Origin of the sequence: Kitasatospora sp. NPDC048298, from assembly GCF_043201465.1 — a bacterium.
Classification (GTDB): Bacteria; Actinomycetota; Actinomycetes; order Streptomycetales; family Streptomycetaceae; genus Kitasatospora.
This window is the reverse complement of sequence record NZ_JBICYZ010000032.1, coordinates 72,049-85,335: the sequence shown is the minus strand read 5'-3', so window position 1 is coordinate 85,335 and position 13,287 is coordinate 72,049. Positions and strand designations below refer to the sequence as shown.

General features: G+C 75.8%; 16 protein-coding genes. 4 read left to right on the top strand and 12 right to left on the bottom strand.

Annotated features, from left to right (window positions below):
• Positions 1-25 precede the first annotated feature (25 nt).
• Positions 26-214, top strand: a complete 189-nt coding sequence (locus tag ACGF0D_RS23535; protein WP_392881589.1) for a hypothetical protein — start codon at positions 26-28, stop codon at positions 212-214.
• 74 nt (positions 215-288) lie between these two features.
• Here ACGF0D_RS23535 and ACGF0D_RS23530 read toward each other — a convergent pair whose 3' ends face one another.
• Together ACGF0D_RS23530 and ACGF0D_RS23525 are read right to left on the bottom strand one after the other, a co-directional pair.
• The gene (locus tag ACGF0D_RS23530; RefSeq protein WP_392881592.1) at positions 289-558 is read right to left on the bottom strand and encodes a response regulator transcription factor; all 270 of its coding nucleotides are present in this window, start codon (positions 556-558) and stop codon (positions 289-291) included.
• A 58-nt stretch (positions 559-616) separates the two neighbouring features.
• On the bottom strand, positions 617-829 hold the full coding sequence (locus ACGF0D_RS23525; protein WP_392881594.1) for a hypothetical protein: 213 nt from the start codon (positions 827-829) through the stop codon (positions 617-619).
• Positions 830-1,212: 383 nt separating this feature from the next.
• Here ACGF0D_RS23525 and ACGF0D_RS23520 point away from each other — a divergent pair, with 383 nt between their 5' ends.
• Positions 1,213-2,241: a LuxR C-terminal-related transcriptional regulator gene (locus tag ACGF0D_RS23520; RefSeq protein WP_392881597.1), complete on the top strand. Its 1,029-nt coding sequence runs from the start codon at positions 1,213-1,215 to the stop codon at positions 2,239-2,241.
• A gap of 48 nt (positions 2,242-2,289) precedes the next feature.
• On the opposite strand, the gene ACGF0D_RS23515 is transcribed toward ACGF0D_RS23520, so the two are convergent.
• The 7 genes from ACGF0D_RS23515 to ACGF0D_RS23485 form a co-directional block, all read right to left on the bottom strand.
• A complete protein-coding gene (locus ACGF0D_RS23515) occupies positions 2,290-3,390 on the bottom strand; it encodes a GNAT family N-acetyltransferase (protein ID WP_392919169.1) in 1,101 nt (366 codons plus the stop codon).
• Positions 3,391-3,431: 41 nt separating this feature from the next.
• The gene (locus ACGF0D_RS23510) at positions 3,432-4,592 is read right to left on the bottom strand and encodes an insulinase family protein (protein ID WP_392919166.1); all 1,161 of its coding nucleotides are present in this window, start codon (positions 4,590-4,592) and stop codon (positions 3,432-3,434) included.
• Positions 4,589-5,803: an insulinase family protein gene (locus ACGF0D_RS23505; RefSeq protein ID WP_392919164.1), complete on the bottom strand. Its 1,215-nt coding sequence runs from the start codon at positions 5,801-5,803 to the stop codon at positions 4,589-4,591. The genes ACGF0D_RS23510 and ACGF0D_RS23505 overlap by 4 nt, the downstream gene beginning before the upstream one ends.
• Positions 5,800-7,065 (bottom strand): MFS transporter, encoded by a 1,266-nt coding sequence (locus ACGF0D_RS23500; protein WP_392919161.1) that lies wholly within the window; start codon positions 7,063-7,065, stop codon positions 5,800-5,802. The genes ACGF0D_RS23505 and ACGF0D_RS23500 overlap by 4 nt, the downstream gene beginning before the upstream one ends.
• Entirely contained in the window at positions 7,058-7,786 is a 729-nt protein-coding gene (locus tag ACGF0D_RS23495) for a hypothetical protein (protein ID WP_392881608.1), read from the bottom strand. The genes ACGF0D_RS23500 and ACGF0D_RS23495 overlap by 8 nt, the downstream gene beginning before the upstream one ends.
• A 42-nt stretch (positions 7,787-7,828) precedes the next feature.
• Positions 7,829-8,581, bottom strand: a complete 753-nt coding sequence (locus ACGF0D_RS23490) for a hypothetical protein (RefSeq protein ID WP_392919158.1) — start codon at positions 8,579-8,581, stop codon at positions 7,829-7,831.
• A gap of 126 nt (positions 8,582-8,707) precedes the next feature.
• Positions 8,708-8,839, bottom strand: a complete 132-nt coding sequence (locus tag ACGF0D_RS23485; RefSeq protein ID WP_392881613.1) for a hypothetical protein — start codon at positions 8,837-8,839, stop codon at positions 8,708-8,710.
• A gap of 360 nt (positions 8,840-9,199) precedes the next feature.
• On the opposite strand from ACGF0D_RS23485, the gene ACGF0D_RS23480 reads away from it, so the two are divergent.
• Positions 9,200-9,907, top strand: coding sequence for a DUF4232 domain-containing protein (locus ACGF0D_RS23480; protein WP_392919155.1), 708 nt, complete (start codon positions 9,200-9,202; stop codon positions 9,905-9,907).
• A 154-nt stretch (positions 9,908-10,061) separates the two neighbouring features.
• On the opposite strand, the gene ACGF0D_RS23475 is transcribed toward ACGF0D_RS23480, so the two are convergent.
• The 3 genes from ACGF0D_RS23475 to ACGF0D_RS23465 form a co-directional block, all read right to left on the bottom strand.
• Positions 10,062-10,745 (bottom strand): hypothetical protein, encoded by a 684-nt coding sequence (locus ACGF0D_RS23475; protein WP_392919152.1) that lies wholly within the window; start codon positions 10,743-10,745, stop codon positions 10,062-10,064.
• A gap of 94 nt (positions 10,746-10,839) precedes the next feature.
• Positions 10,840-11,706 carry a hypothetical protein gene (locus tag ACGF0D_RS23470; RefSeq protein ID WP_392919149.1) on the bottom strand — a complete coding sequence of 289 codons (867 nt, stop codon included), beginning with the start codon at positions 11,704-11,706 and terminating at the stop codon, positions 10,840-10,842.
• Positions 11,703-12,218 carry an RNA polymerase sigma factor gene (locus tag ACGF0D_RS23465; RefSeq protein ID WP_392919146.1) on the bottom strand — a complete coding sequence of 172 codons (516 nt, stop codon included), beginning with the start codon at positions 12,216-12,218 and terminating at the stop codon, positions 11,703-11,705. Before ACGF0D_RS23465 ends, ACGF0D_RS23470 begins: the two co-directional genes overlap by 4 nt.
• A 117-nt stretch (positions 12,219-12,335) precedes the next feature.
• Between ACGF0D_RS23465 and ACGF0D_RS23460 the strand changes: the two genes are divergently transcribed.
• Positions 12,336-13,247 (top strand): serine/threonine-protein kinase, encoded by a 912-nt coding sequence (locus ACGF0D_RS23460; protein ID WP_392919144.1) that lies wholly within the window; start codon positions 12,336-12,338, stop codon positions 13,245-13,247.
• Positions 13,248-13,287: the final 40 nt, after the last annotated feature.

The following is a 13,287-nucleotide window of genomic DNA, read 5'->3' as shown; positions in this document are numbered from 1 at the left end:
GGCCACCCCGTCGGCAGGAAGAGCCATGCCCACACGCCAGCTCCGCGACCAGCCGCCCCCGACCGCCCGCCCCGACGCCCACGACCCGCGGGCCTCCGACGCCTCGCGCGACCCGGTCCTGCTCGGCGACGTCCTCTTCCACACCCTCGCCGAACTCGCCCGCCGCACCTCGGCCCCGTCCCTCCCCGCCCAGCGCACCCGCCCGCACCCGTAGCGCCGGCACCCGCCGCGGCCCGCTGCCGTCCGGTCCGGTTCGGTCCGGTGCGGCGCCCGTGCCCGGGACGGCGCTCAGGCCCGGGGCCGGAGCGGCGCGGAGAGGCGGGGCCCGACCGCGGCCGGCTCCGGCCGGTAGCCCAGCTGCGCGGCGAGCACGGCCAGCTGGGTGCGGTTGGCCGTCCCGGTCTTCGTCCGCAGGTGCCGCAGGTACGTGTCGACGGTGTGCTCGCTTATGCCCAGTCGGCGGGCGATGCCCCGATAGGTCTCCCCTCCCGACAGGAGGACCAGCACCTGCTGCTCCCGGGGGGTGAAGGCGTGCGGCGAGTCGGTGACGTGGGCCATTGCGGTCTCCTGGGGTCGGATCGGGCGGACGCGCGCGAACGGTCGGAGCCTGGCCGGGTCAGCCGCCCCAGGAGGTGTCCTCGCACCAGGGGCACTCGGGGTCGGTCGAGCCCTGCTGGACCTCGTGGGCGTGGCTCTCGACGGCGGTCGCCCGGGCGGTGGAGGAGACCGTGCCCTGGCCCGGCGTCGCCGCGGCGGCCGGGGCGGCCGCGCAGAGGACGAGCAGTCCGGCGGCCACTGCGAGTCGGACGGGCAGGGGCGATCGCGCCATGGTGGTTCTCCTGTTCTCTCCCGGACCTGTCGGCCGGGGCCGCCGGTTGCGGACGAGCACCAGACTGCCCCGTCCCCGGCACCGTGCGAGGACGAACGCCCCGTCAGGAAACCACCTGGCAGCAAGACGCCAGGCCGCATAAGGGACTCTTCGTGACAAGAGGAGGCGCCGCCGGGTGCGGTCCGTTCGCGAGGAGCCCGTGCCGGGCGGGACGGCGGCCCGCTGACGGTGGTTCGCCCCGGATCCACCGCGGGCATCCGGGCCCTGACCAGCGGCGGCCCGCCCGGCGCGCCTACGTGCCGCGCGCCCCCTGGTGTCTAGGCTGATCGGGTGAACCGTACGGCTCTCCGAAGGGCCCGGCAGACCGGTGGGGGGCAAGGCCATTGGGACCGAACGACACCCTGGACGACGTCCAGGAACTGCAGGACTCCGACATAGCCGTCTACGGCTGGGTGCTGGAGCACGGGGCCGCCGACACGGCCGCCATCGCCGCGGCCGCCGGGATCAGCCGGGAGAGCGCCGCCGCCGCCATCGCCCGCCTGCTGCGGGTCCGACTGCTCCAGGGCAGTCCGGACGGGCCGTCCGGGATCTCCGCGGTGGCACCCGGGACGGCCTCGGCCCGGCTCACCGCGCCCATGGAGGCGCAGATCCGCGAGCGTCAGCGGCAACTGGTCGACATCCAGCGGGAGTTGAACCGGTTCGCGCCGTCCTATGACCGGCACTGCTCGCGTTCCGGGGCGGTGGAGGTCCTGGCGAACGTCCAGCTCGTGCGCGACGCCCTCAACCAGGCGTCGGAGCACTGCCGCACGGAGGTCCTGACCAGCCAGCCGGGCGGGGGCTCCCGGGCCTCCGAGGCGATGGAGGAGGCGCTGGTCCGTGACCGGGCGATGCTGGAACGCGGCATCCGGCTCCGCACCCTCTACCACCACACCGCCCGCTTCAACGGTCCCAGCCAGGCGTACGTCGCCGCGGCCGCCGCGCTGGGCGGGGAGTACCGCACGGCGCACGAGCTGTTCGGCCGCCTGATCGTCTTCGACCGCGAGATGGCCTTCATCCCGGCCCAGGACGGAAGTTGGGGGGCGGTCGTGATCCGTGAGCCGTCCATCGTGGCCTATCTGTGCGAGATCTTCGAGCAGACCTGGGAGCGGGCCACGCCGTTCACCACGGCCGTCGGCCGACAGCTGGAATGGGTCTCCCGGGAGATCGACGAGACGATCGTCCGGCTGCTCGCCGCCGGCCTGAAGGACGAAGCGGTGGCCCGCCGTCTGGGCATGTCGCTGCGGACCGCCCGCCGTCACATCGCCGACATCATGGAGGATCTGGGCGCCGAGAGCCGGTTCCAGGCCGGGTTCCGCGCCGCCGCCCGGGGGCTGCCGGACGGGGCGCCGACCGAGCTGGCCACCGCTCCCTGAGGCCCCCGGCGTGGTCCGGGGAACGGATGACCGCCGCACGAGGGGGCCTCAGGCCAGGAGCACGGTGCGCGGTACGACCGGTCGCGGGGCGTCGGCACCGGGGGGCGGGAGCGCACCCGTGTCCGGCCGGGCGGCGAGGAGCACCTGACGGCGGAACCCGGCCCGGGTGAGGACACCCTGCAGCCGGGTGTGGTGGGGTGCCTCGTTGGCGGCCAGCAGCTCGATGCCGACGCCGAACGCCCAGCGCGCCAGCAGCCCGACGCCCCGCGCCGCGAGCTCCGGAGCCGTCTCACCCCGGGCGAGGACGGCCCGCAGTTCGGCGCGGCCGGCCCCGGGATCCTGGTACTCCAGCGTCAGTTCGGCCGCCACCTCGCCCGTTGCGCCCACCACGAGCACCTCCGCGCACTCGCCGGCCAGCCAACGGGCCGGCGCGTGGGCGCAGTGCCGGGCGAGGTCGTCCCGGTCCGGCGGCGTGTCCGGACCTCCGGCGTGGCCCCGCAGCGCGGCGAGGGCGGCGGCATCGTCCGGGCCGACCGGGCGCAGGGTGACCACCGCGTCGGTCAGCCCGCCCTCCGGAAGGTCCGGCAGCAGCCGCGGGGTGCGGGTGTCGCCGTCGGCCGGCAGCCGGGACCAGAGACCGGCGTCGTGCCGCTCGGTGCCGACGCCCGGCAGGACACCGCGGAGTTCCCCCTCCCGCCGGAAGCCGGCGGCCAGCGCCACCCGCTGGCTGCGGACGTTCTCCCCCCTGATGAACATCTCGGCCCGCTGCAGGCCGTGCGCGAAGCACAGGTCGGTCAGCGCCCGGGTGAGCGCCGTCGCCACGCCGCGGCCGCGGGCGGTCGGGGCGACCCAGAAGCCCAGTTCGGCGCTGGAGCGGCGGCGGGTGACGTGGACGACGGCACCGGCCAGCAGGGCGTCGTCGGCCGGGTCGGCGACGGCGTAACCGAGCCGGTCGGGGTTCTGCCGGGCCCGCTCCGCCGACGCGCCGACCCAGGAGCGCATCGTCCCGGTGGTGATGACGCCCGGGGTGCCGGACATGAAGCGCAGGGTCTCGGGGTCGTTGCCGTTGGCCACCAGGGCCGGTACGTCCGAGTCCCGGTAGGGGCGCAGTCGCAGCCCGCGGGCGTCGAAGGCGCTGGGGAACTCCATGGGTTGCTCCGATACGGCTGGGGACGAGGTGTCCGATGAGGTCAGGGGAGTGGGTGGCGGGCCAGGCACTCGGGGGTTCCGCCGGTGACCCGCCACAGCGCGATCCGCCGCGGGCCGCACGGACGCCCCGGGAGGGCGTACCGGTCGGCCGCGTCGCCGACCCGGCCGAGGGGTGTGGCCAGCTGCCAGTGCCGGGCGGACGCGCGGGCGTCGCGCAGCCGCCCGGTGAGCGCCGCCAGGGGCGCCCGCCAGTCGCCCGCGACCAGCTGTGCCAGGCGTCGTTCGAGCGGGACGGCGATGTCCTCGGCGCGCCAGACGACCATGTCGACGCGCTCGGACCGGCCTTCGACGACGGTGCGGCCGATCGGCCGCGGGCCGTCCTCGGCCGGGTGGCCCACGACCGGCCCCCGGGGGTCCAGGAGGGCGTCGAGGGTGAGTGACGGGGTGTCGCGCGGGCGCAGCAGCGTGACGGCCACCAGGCCGTCGAGACCGTCGAGCGGGAGGTGCCCGCCGGGCTCCGCCGGGCGGCGCGGCACGGTGGTGTCGCCGCCGGATCCCCGGGGAGGCGCGCAGGTCGGTCGGTGGCGGTCGAGGGCCGCCCGTACGCCGTCGGCGGCGCCGGGCGGACCGGCCAGGAAGAGCCGGGCGCCGGCGCCCGGGTACCCCCGCTCGACCACACCGCGCACGTCGGCCGGAGTGATCCGGCCGACGGACCGTGTGGTGGTGCGGCCGACGGCGTCCAGACCCGGTTCGTCGGCCGCCGCGGCGGCGAGCGCCGGCCCGAGCCGCAGCATGGGCCGGTGGTCCATGCGGCGGGTCTCCAGGAGCACGGCGTTCCGTTCGCCCTCGAAGACGTCCGGGGCGGTGCGGGGCCCGCGCCCGGACGCGATGTCGAGGAGGCGGCGCACCAGCCGTCCCGCGTCGTCCGGGTCGCCGGTGCCCCGGAACGTGGTCCGGTCGACGCCGGTCACGGCGTCCAGGGGGACGCCCCCGGCTCCGGCGGCCGGGTCGGCCAGCACCTGGAGGTGTTCGGCCAGGTGGGCGGTGCCCTCGCGGCCCGCCGGGTCGTCGCGGGAGCCGCAGCCCACCACGAGGGCGGCGCCGACCGAGTGGGCCCACGGCAGGGCCTCCCACTCGACGTGGAGCCCGCCGGAGCCGAGGACGGTGCCCCGTGCCGCGGGGACCGCTTCCGTGTCGTTCACCGGATCTCCTCGTACGCTGCGGCGAGTTGCCGTCGGTGTCGCTCGTCGAAGGGGCCGACCGCCGCGACCGCAGGGGGGAGCGGGGCGAAGGACGGCCCGGGCAGGACGTCGAGGTCCGCCACCGCCGCCAGCCGCTCGCCGGTGCCGGATCGACCGAGCACGTGCCGGCGGAGTTCGTCGGCGGGACCGAACGGGCCGTCGGATTCGGCGAGCAGCCCGGCCCGGTACCTCCACCGCGCCGAGGCCGTCTCCTCGGGACCGACGCCTTCCGCCAGCCGGCGCAGGGCCTCCACCAGCACGCGCACCGCCGCCGCGGCGTGCTGTGGTGCCACCGTGGCGGTGGCGTCGATCGAGGCGCGGCCGTGCTGCCGCGAGCAGGCGGCGGTGAACCCGTAGGCCAGGTGGTTGCGGTGGCGCAGCTCGTGGTGGAGCCGGCCGTCCGTGCCGTTGCCCAGCACCTCCACCAGGAGTTCGAGGACCCCGGGCGGCGGGTCCTGCACGGGGAGGCGGACGGCGACCCGCGCGTCGCTGTCGGCCCGCACGTCGGTGTCGAGTCCGCCGTGCCACGAGGGTGCGTCGCCGTCGGCGCGGCGTGCCGCTCCCCGTACCGCCCCTTGCGGCGTCCCGTGCGGCGCCCCGCCGTCGCGGTCCGGCGCCGTGGTGGCGTCGTGCACCCGCGCCCGGTCCACCAGCAGGTCGACCGACCGGGCCAGCTCGGCGGGCGTCACCTCGGCCACGGTGTCCCGGGTGGTGATCCGGTCGTGCGGGAGGGCTCCCCAGGAGGCCCGTTCCAGCTGACGCCTGACCAGGACCAGCAGGGGCGCACCGTGCCCCTCGGCCGCCGCCACCACGCGCGCCCGGAGTCGCGCGAGGAGCTCTTCCCCCGCGGCTCCGGCGGGCAGCCGGGTGCGCCGCAGGTCGTCGACGACCGAGGCCAGAGCGGCGGGCCGGTGCGACCAGTACGCGAACGACGAGCTGTGGTCGTCCAGGTGGTGCCGGGTGCGCCAGCCCTCGACGGCGGCGCGCGCCGCGGCGCCGCCGCACCGCGGTTCGTTCAGCACGGCGGCGAGCAGCGCGGCCAGGCCCGCCCGGCCCGGCGGGTCGTCGAGGTGCCCGGCCGGGAGGTCCACCAGGACCGAGCCGCCGGGGCGGGGGACGGCCGGGTCACCGGCGCGGACGACGGTGGCCGTGCCCGGCGGGACGGCGGTCACCGGGCGCCTCCCCCGGTCGGCGCCGGCACCGGCGCGGCCGTGGCCGCCGGCCGGTGCGGGCGGTCGGCCCGCAGCGCCCGCCACGCCCACGGGGTCGCGGCCGCGGTCGCCAGGACACCGCCGCAGGCCACCACCGCCGGCACCGGTACCCACTGGGTCAGCAGCGCCGCGGCGCCGAGGCCGGCGAGCTGCCACACCGCCTTCCAGGCGCGGCGGACGGCGGTGACCCGCCCCCGGAACCGCTGGTCCGGACGCTGCTGGCAGTGCATGGTCGGCCCGATCACGATCAGGTACGCGTGCACGCCCAGGAGCAGTCCGGCGAGCACCACGCGCCAGGTGTCGCCGCCGGCCGCGAGCCAGGCCACCGCGAGGGCCACCGGCGCGGTGCCGAGCACCGCGACCGTGAACAGGGACGCGGCCGGCACGTCGCGGCGGACCCGGGCGAGCACCAGGGTCACCGAGAGGCTGCCCAGACCGGCGCCGAGCCCGAACAGCCCGGGGGCGTGTTCGAGCGCGGACGCGCCGAAGTGCATCAGGACCAGCTCGCTCGCCGCCCCGAAGCACAGGTTCCAGGGCGCCTCGGCGGCAACGGTCGACCGGAGCACCGGGTCGGTGCGGACCGCGGTCAGGCCCTGCCACAGCTGCGTGCGGACCCGGCCGTGCGCGGGTGCGTCGGCGTGGGCGGCGCCGGGTGTCCTCGGCAGCATGCACCCGGCCGCCACCAGGTAGGACAGCGCGTTGATCCACACGACCACGGTGATCGAGGAGTGCGCCAGCAGTGCGGTGCCGAGCAGCGGTCCGACGGTCACGGCCGCTCCGGCCGACGCGTTGAGCAGGGAGTTCGCGGCGAGCAGACGACCGCTGGGCACCACGTCGGGGAGCATGCTCATGAACGCGGGGACGCTCAGCGCCGAGAGCACCTGGAGCACGGCGAGGTGCGGGTAGACCCAGCCCAGCCGGTGCGGGTCGACGCTCAGGGCCAGCGAAGCCGCCACCGCGAAGGCGGCGAGGTCGACGGCGATCACCAGGCGGCGGCGGTCGAACCGGTCGGCGAGCACGCCCGCGAAGGGCGCGCAGACGATCTGGGGCACGAAGTTCATCCCGAGGGCGAGCAGCCCGGCGACGGTGGACCCGGAGACCTGCCGGATCCACAGCGGGAGCGCCAGGTACTGGACGTAGCCGCCCAGCAGCGACAGCGACCGCCCGGACCAGATCAGCAGGAAGGCGCCGCCCAGCCGCGCGGGGCGGGCGGCACTACCCACCGGCCCGGCCGTTCCGCTCGGCCTCCCAGGCACGCTGGGACTTGCTGGTGCGGTCCCGGGGCACGCCGAGCCGTACGTCCAGTCGGCGGGCCAGCCGGTCCAGGCCGGCCAGTACGGCCGGGAGCGAGGAGTTGACCTCGACCTCGACGCAGTCGTAGCTGCGGCGCTCGGCGCGGGGGGTCGCCGGGTCGCCGAACTCGACGTGGTCCAGGCTGCAGCAGACCTCCGTGCCGTCGGCGGTGCGCCCGTGCCACTTGTACCTCCGCTGGACGGCGACACCGGCCGGCCGCAGGGCCCCGGCGACCAGGCCGAGCCCCCTCGCGTGGACGACGGGCAGCAGCGAGCCGTCCTGGATGCGGGAGCCGACCTCCCGGTGCGGTACGCGCTGGCGCACTTCGAGGCCGTCGCGCCAGCCCCGGCGGTGGATCGTCTGCTTGAGGACGACGACACAGGTCCCGGACGGGGCACCGCTGTTGACGACGATGCTCAGGGAGTGGCCGGCGCGGGCGAGGCTGCCGGAGGCGTCGTCGAGGTACAGCGCCGACTGCAGGTGGTCCTGCGGCTCGGCGGCCGCGTCGACGAGCTCGGCGAACACCGCCGCCTCGACGAAGGCCGCCGGATCCGCCGTGGCGGCCGGCGGGAGCTGCCACTTGCACTCGTGCTCCACGCCGATGTGGATGTCGTCGTCGCGCAGGGGCGTGGCCGCCGATGCCGTCTCCATCGGTTGACTCACCTTTCAACAGGTCGGGGTGACCGTCGGCTTTCAACAGGTCGGGGTGACCGTCGGTTGCGGCATGGTGAACACGTCGACGTCGACGGGACTGGTCAGCTCCAGGGCGCTCGTCGCGGCCCGGCGGATCTCCGCAGCGCACGCGCGCGGCGGCCGGAAGTGTCCGGACTTCAGGTTGGCGGTGACGAAGACGCGTTCCGGCGACCCCACCACCACCAGTTCGCCGGCGGCCCTGACCCTGAGCCGGTCGGGGACGAGCATGGGGTGCACGACGCGGGGCCCCTCGGCGGGTCGGCCCGGCGCCCAGCCGAACATCACGTCCGCTAGCCGGTGGGGCTGTGGCCACACCCACAGGTCACCCTCGTCGTCGACCGCGTAGAGGTAGCAGGCCCCGGCGGTGAGCAGCGCGAGCGCCTGGTCGCGGTCCCGGATCCGAACGGCCCGCCGGCCCAGGTCCCGCAGGGCGCGCCGGTACCGCAGCTCGAAGAAGCCACGGTCGAACTCGATCACCGTCGGGTCCACGGACACCGTCCGGTGGTACACCTGCGCCGGCTCGACGGCCCCGGCCGTGTCGTACCGGCTCTGGATGTCGGGGACCAGTTCGTCGATCCGGTCTCGCGCGGGAGCACAGCCGGGATCCCCGGCGAGCAGCGTCCGCATCGAGATCAGTTCCTCGTACAGCAGGAAGGTGACGGCCTGCGAGTCGGGCCCGTAACGGGCCGCCGCGGCCGCACGCACGCGGGCGAAGCGCTCCACCACCGGGTGGGGGTCCGAGCGGACCGGCATCGATCGCACCTCTCTTCGTCGCCTGTCGTCCGGCGCCGGCCGCGGTCGTCCCGGCCGGAGCCCGGGGGGGGGGGGGGGGGGGGGGGCGCCCCCCCCCCCCCCCCCCCCCCCCCCCCGCGGCCGGACTCAGCTGTAGTCGGAGAAGGTGGCCTGGGTCATCGACAGGGCCTCGGTCCCGTACTCGGTGGCGTCGAGCTCCACCAGGTCCTGCACGATCGCGTCGACGCGGAGCAGCTCGGTGTTCGTGATCTCGCTCATGGCGTTCTCCCTCGGTCTCGGTTGGGTTCGCCGCAGTGTCGTCTGCCGGCACGAGGAACTCTGCCGAACCGCCGGACCGCCGCCCAGCCACGTCTTCGCGGGGGCGCGGTCCGGGTCACGGACACGCGTGACCGCTCCCGCGTGGGGGCGGGGGCACGCGACCGGGCACCCGACCGCGCCGATCCCCGTGTTCACCGGGCCTCCACCGCGCGCACGCTCCGCCGCCGCACCGCTGTGGCACGGCTGTGACAGCCGACGCATGGAGCTGTGGATCTCCGCCCGATACAACTGGTGAGGAAGGTTTACGAACACGAGCGACACGGATACGGCAGGGAAGCCCTGCCTCGGGGGGAAACACACATGCGCACCGCAGCACGCCTGATCGCCACCGCCGCCGTAGCCCTGACCGCCGGCCTCGCGCTGACCGCCTGCGACGGGCCCGGCGCCGGTTCGGAGGCGGCGGGCTCCGCGCCCTCGGCGGCGGGCTCCGCGCCCTCGGCCCCGGCCCCGGCCGCGTCCGGAACGACGGCCGCGGCGAGTTCGGGCGCCGGCGCGTCCTCAGGCGCGGCGAGTGCGACGACGGGCGGCGGTTCCGGCGGTTCCGGCACCGCCGCGGGCTCCAAGAGCTGCACCCCCGCCGACGTGAAGCTCAGCGTGACCGGCCCCACGTCCCACGCCTCCGAGCAGCAGCCCGCCACGGCGATCATCCGCGCGGTCAACACCTCCGGGCGCAGCTGCACCCTCAGCGGCTTCCCCGGCGTCCAACTCGCCGACGACCAGGGCAAGTCCTCCGCGATCGACGCCGTGCGTCACGACGGCGGCCCGAACACCCCGGTGACGCTGGCCCCGGGAGCCCAGGCCACCGCGGATCTGCTCTACAGCGACGTGAACGGCCAGGCCACCGCCTCCGGCCGTTACGTGTGCTCGGTGACCGGCTCCAAGGTCTCGATCATCCTGCCGAACACCACCCAGCAGGTGCAGGTGGCCGTGACCGGCGGCGTCGACAACGGCACCCTCAGCGTCTGCGGCGACCTCAACGTCGACCCCTTCGCGAGCAGCCGGGGCTGACCGGGGCGCCGAGCGCGCCCGCGCTCGGACACCACGGACCGGCTCGACCTCCGCAGTTCCGGCGGACCGGGGCCCGGGGGAACCCGGGCAAGTGAGCCGCTTCGATGCCCGGGGCCCGCTCCGCCCGCCGGCGCGGGCGGAGCGGGGCCGCCGTTCAGGAGTTGAGGCGGTTCAGTGCCGCGGTGACGATGCCTTCGACGTAGGCCGGGGCGTCGGTGGGCCGGCCGGTGAGCTCGACGATGGCGACCTTGGTGCCGCTGCGCAGGACGGCGGCCCCGCCGCTGACGGTGCCGTCGCCGTTGTAGGCCAGGTACCAGCGGGCGGTGCCGCCGTTGGTGGTCAGGGTGTGGGCCGCGCCGTAGTACCAGTGGCCGGCGGGCTCGTCCTGGCACTCCTGGACGAGTGCGACGAGCTGCTGCTCCCAGGTGGCGGCCTCGGTCCCGGTGGGGGCGCTCGCGGCCGACTCGGCCAGTCGGCCGGGGGTGTCGAAGGTCCAGGCCACGGACGCGTACCCGGTGGCCGTGCCCTTGGTCAGGCCGCGCATCGTCTCCTCGCCGGAGCACGCGGACAGCCCCTCGCGTCCGGTCAGCGAAACGGTCGCGCCGACCGGGTTCAGGCCCTGCCGGAAGTCCTCGCTCTGGACGAGGTCGGCGGAGCCGAGTCCGGGCGCGGCGACCGCGACCGCGGTCGGGCGCGCGGCGTTGGGCGTGGCCCCGTCCGCGGTGGCCGACTGGGTGCCGACGACGCCGACCGCGATCAGCGCGGCGGCGACGCAGGCCGCGGCGGCGACCCGGTTGCGGCGAACGGACTTCTGCTGGACGGTCTGGTTCTCGGTCATCTGGTCCCCCTGCTGGTCGGGACGCCTGCTGCGTCCTCGTACAACCGGGGAGATGCCGCCGGAGAAGGGAAAGTTGGAGCCCCGACCGGCTGTTTCACAGCTGTGACAGAGCGGTCCTGACGACGCGGTCCATCGCGGCCGTCCCCAGGCAGGCGTGGACCTCCAGCACCGCGTAGTGGGTGCCGCTGCGCAGCACGGCGATGCCGCCGCAGGGCTCCTTGCCCTCGGGCGCCGTACCGGTGGTGTTGAGGTCTCCCTGGTAGCTGCCCATCCAGCTCGCGGTGACGTCCGGGGCGAGCCGCACCGTCGTGGTCCTGCCGTAGACCCAGTGCCCTGGCGTCGCCTCCTGGCAGGGCACCTCCTCCAGCAGCAGGCGGTCGGCGGCGTTCTGCGCCAGGGAAGGGCTCCGGGCCTCGGCGGCGACCTCGCGGGCGACCTGGTCGGCGATGCCGGCGGCGGTCCACGTGGGGTCTTCCGGGACGGTGCGGGGGCTGGTCATCAGTCCGCGGAAGTGGGCACCGGGCCCGCCCAGGGTCTGCGTGAGGGTCTTCTCGCCGGAGCAGGCCGCGTTGGCGTAGGCACCGTCGCCGTACCGGTCGGTGACGTGGATCCGCCCGGGGTCGACGTCCGGGTCGAACGCCGCGGGTCCCAGGAGGTTCGCGGTCGTCATCGGCCCGGTCGCACCGGTCGCACCGGTCGGCGAGGCGGAGCCGGAGCCGGAGGCCGAGGACTCGGGCGTCGGGACGGACACGCCGGGCGTCGCGGGAGCGGACGCGCCCTGGGACGCCCCGTCGGCCGCGGTACCCGCCCGCGCTGCCGGGTGCGTGGTGGCGCCGGGGGGCGGCGGCAGGACGAAGCGGCCGGTCGCCAGCCCGAGCGCGGCCGCGGCCACCAGGGCGGCGACGGCGGACCGGCGCCGGACGGCGACGCGGCCGCGGCCCGCCGCGGGACCGTCGTTCACAGACCGGTGACCAGACGCTCGCGCATGAAGCGGCGGGCCTGGTGGATCCGGTCCTTGACCGTGCCCAACGGAACGTCCAGCTCCTCGGCCACCTGGACGTAGGTCAGGTCGCCCAGGTCGCGCAGCACGAAGGCCTCCACCAGGGTGGGGTGCCGCCGCTCCAGCGCGGCCAGCGCCTCCATCAGGTCGAGCCGGGTCCCGGCGATGACGCTGGTGGTGCGCGGGTCGACGGACTCGGGGAGGTCGGCGTGGCTGTCCTCGGCGCGCCGGCGCATCGAGCGGTAGGTGGACCGGGCGGCGTTGGAGGCGATCACCGTCACCCAGCCCAGGAAGGAGCCGCGGCCGCCGTACTCGTGCAGGTGCGTGCTGATGGACAGCAGCGCGTCCTGCGCGGCCTCCTCCGCGTCGGCGTGGTGGGGCAGGAAGCGCGAGCAGCGGCGCAGCACCGCCGGCCGCAGCTTGGCCAGCAGGTACTCCCTCGACCCCGGCTCCCCCGCCTGAGCAGCCGTCACGAGCCCTTCCAGCTCGCCATCCTCGAACACCCGGATCCCCCCGTTCCGTCCCGTCCGGCATCCCGTCCGTCGAACGGGAGTTCCGCGCTCCCCCCGACTCCGGCAGAATGCTGCCACATGCGCAAGCTCGGCCGTTACCTCCTCCTGGAGCGGCTCGGAGCCGGCTCCTTCGCGACGGTCTGGAAGGCCTACGATCCGGAGCTCGACACCGAGGTCGCGGTGAAGGTGCTGGCCGAGAACTGGGCCGCCAACGCCGATGTGCGCGAGCGGTTCCTGGCGGAGGCGAGGCTGCTGCGCCGGATCGCCAGCCCGCGGGTGGTCCGGGTGCACGACGTCGGGGTGCAGGAGGACCGGCCCTACTTCGTCATGGACTATGTACGCGGCGGCACCCTGGCGGACCGGGTCGGGCAGTGCGACCCGCAGGAGGCGCTGCGGCTGGCCGCGGAGGCGGGCTACGCGGTCCAGGTCCTGCACGAGGCGGGCGTGGTGCACCGCGACGTCAAGCCGTCCAACCTGCTGCTCGCCGACGGCCCCGCGCCCGCCGCGGTGCTGGTGGCGGATCTGGGCAGCGCGAAGAACCTGGCCGACGCGTCCGGGCTGACGGTGACCACGGGCACGCCCGCGTACATGGCACCGGAACAGGCCTTCCAGACCGGCGGGTTCGACGGGAGGGCCGACGTGTACGCGTTGGCCGTCGTGGCCTACGAGCTGCTGACCGGGCAGAAGCCGTTCGGCCCGGGCGGACGCGCCACGGCCCTGATGACCGACCAGCCGACCGCCTCGACGCTGCCGGCGCTCCCGGCCGGAGCGGAGCTCCCGCCGAACGTCTCCCTGTTGCTACGGACCGCGATGTCCGTCGAGCCGGCGGACCGACCGCCGACCGCCCAGGCCTTCGCGGACGCGCTACTGGCTCCGGTCCCGCAGTCCCGGCCCCTGGCAGGCCCCGGGTGGCTGACCCCGCGCGCGGTCTGTCTGGCGTCGGGCGCGGTGTTCACGGCGACGACCCTGCTGAGCTGGCTGCGGCGTTGAATCCGCGTCGACGATGACGACGGTTCACTGCCGTAGGGTC